This window comes from Dysgonomonas sp. GY75, assembly GCF_015234155.1.
In the GTDB taxonomy this organism is placed as follows: domain Bacteria; phylum Bacteroidota; class Bacteroidia; order Bacteroidales; family Dysgonomonadaceae; genus Dysgonomonas; species Dysgonomonas gadei.
This window is the reverse complement of sequence record NZ_JADCLQ010000025.1, coordinates 1-1,736: the sequence shown is the minus strand read 5'-3', so window position 1 is coordinate 1,736 and position 1,736 is coordinate 1. Positions and strand designations below refer to the sequence as shown.

Annotated in this window: 1 protein-coding gene; it reads left to right on the top strand. The window is 53.1% G+C overall.

The annotated features are described in order from the left end of the window. Positions 1-1,247: hypothetical protein (locus tag IR083_RS11055; RefSeq protein ID WP_194224378.1), on the top strand; the 1,247-nt coding region annotated here is incomplete at its 5' end. Positions 1,248-1,736 lie beyond the last annotated feature (489 nt).

The following is a 1,736-nucleotide window of genomic DNA, read 5'->3' as shown; positions in this document are numbered from 1 at the left end:
CGATCAACGGGTTGCAGAAGGATGTGTTTATGCCGGATCAGATCACCCTGGGCGGCGATCTGCAATGGAATACCCAGCTCACACAGGCAGGCAATGACTTCACCTTTCAGGGAGCCGAAAACCAAAACAATGTCATGATACAGCCCAGGCTGCGTATCCAGTCGGGAAGTCCCGCCGATGGCAAAGTGCTAACCTCGGATCCGGTTGGAAACGCCACCTGGGAATCCGCTCCGCTGAAAGGTGTTGTAGCCGGCCATGGCCTGGCTACAGAGGGGGCCGGAACTAAAACCAGCCCGCTGATGGTAAAATTGATCGACGCAAACACTGACGGTCAGTTTCTGAAATGGAATAATACAACCGGGCAATGGGAACTGGCTCCCGGTTATACGGGCACTGCCCCTATCACTGTATCCGCTACCAACGCGATCAGCCTGAACGAGCAGGGAGTTACGCGCTACTACATGGCAGATGATGCCGTGAACAGCGCCAAAATAGAAAACGGAACGGTCACCGTGGATGACTTGGCGGCAAACTCGGTGAACTCTAGCAAAATTGTCGATTTATCGATTGTTAATGGGGACATTGCAAATACAACCATTACCCAGGCTAAACTGGTAGGCGGAGCTGCAGGGCAGGTATTGACCGCCACAGGCGGCGCCACGGCTCCTACCTGGCAGGCCTTGCCGGCTAACAACGATAATGAAGTAGGTAACGAGGTACTCAATGCTACGGCTGGCGGAGGGCTGGTCCGCGCGGGAGCCGGAACGGCTTCGGACTGGTATACGCTTGGTATAGCATCCCAGGGCGTGCAAACTGGGATGCTGGCCGATCAAGCTGTGACGAGTGCTAAAATAGCTGATGGCACGATATTAAACGGGGATATTTCTCCTAACACAATTCAGGCGAGCCGCCTGACGGGTACTGGCAGCACGTCGGGTATGGTGCTGACAAGCAGCGGACCAAGTTCTGCACCCGTGTGGGCGGCAGTGAAGTCCGGCGGAGTGAACGGGCAGACGATCGAAGCCGGGTCGTCAGCAATAGTTTACCACGCCCAGACCCCGGGACCGGCTGCCTTACTGATAGTAACTGGCACGGGGATATTCCAACAGGAATATGCCCAATCTACTGCGTTCCTGTACGATGCGGGGTTTACGGCGGATGTGTCGGCCAACCCTCGGCCCGTCCAGATAGTACACGCGATAACAACAACAACCATAGCTGACGGGTGGATTGTGGCTCCTTACTAAAAAAATCGACCATTATTAATTGTTTTGAGTTGGTCTAGCCCTGGCACGGCCTCTTCTTACGTGGGTCGCGCCACACAACCCCTCTTTACCGGGTCGAGCCATTGACGCTTCCATATCTATAACTTACTTTTACACAATAAGTTATGGATATCCGGTTTGCGGTTCGTACCTGCCAATCCCGGGGCTTGGCCGGCTTATCCATGGGTTAGCGCACTGAAGATATGTTTTTTAGCCAAAGGCGGCCTAGTTTCAGTGTATGATTTTATCCCGCGGGAATCCCCCGCGGGATAATAACGGCTCCACCGGGGAAAAAGGACTGAAGATCAAAACTTACTAACAAAAAACAATACATATAAAACGACACGATTACTATGCTACTCACACGCATAAAAAAGTTGCTAGGTATTGAAAAGGAGATCCTGCTGTCCGTACCCGATACCTATCCCACCTGGCATAGCCGTTACGGCGAGGACACACATTTTGCCAGAG